Source organism: Frankia sp. AgKG'84/4 (assembly GCF_023242965.2).
Classification (GTDB): Bacteria; Actinomycetota; Actinomycetes; order Frankiales; family Frankiaceae; genus Frankia.
The window spans coordinates 1-554 of the sequence record NZ_JALKFU020000703.1; the positions used below are offsets into that span (position 1 = coordinate 1).

Genomic DNA, 554 nt, shown 5'->3' on the forward strand with positions numbered 1-554 from the left:
AGATCTGTTGGTGTGGAGGGTCAGATGTTTATAAGAGACAGCACGGGGGCCACCGCCGTCACCGACGGACTCACCCTGCGGGTCCGCGGCGGTGCGGACGTCCGGGCCCGGGTCGTCATCGGGGCGGACGGTACCTCCGGGCGGTGCGGCACCCACGTCGGCGTCCTCTGCGACCAGGTCGACGTGGGCCTGGAGGGCGAGTTCCTCGTTGACCCGGCGGTGGCGCGGCGCTGGGCCGGCCGGATGCTGATCGACTGGGGGCCGGTCCCCGGGTCGTACGGCTGGCTGTTCCCCAAGGGACAGGTGCTGACCGTCGGGGTGATCGGCGACCGGGCCGAAGGCGGCGCGCTGCGCACCTACTACCGCCGTCTCGTCGAGCGGCTCGGGCTGTCCGATGCTCCCCGCCAGCACGATTCCGGTCACCTGACCCGGGTCCGGGCGCCCGGCTCGCCGCTGCGCCGTGGCCGGGTCCTCGTCGCCGGTGACGCCGCCGGCCTGCTCGACCCGTGGACGCGGGAGGGCATCTCCTTCGCCCTGCGCTCGGGCCGCCTCGC

General features: G+C 74.0%; 1 protein-coding gene. It reads left to right on the forward strand.

Annotated elements, in window-relative coordinates:
* Window positions 1-554 (forward strand): FAD-dependent monooxygenase (locus MXD58_RS24705; protein WP_374616618.1); only part of this gene is annotated, 554 nt, incomplete at both ends.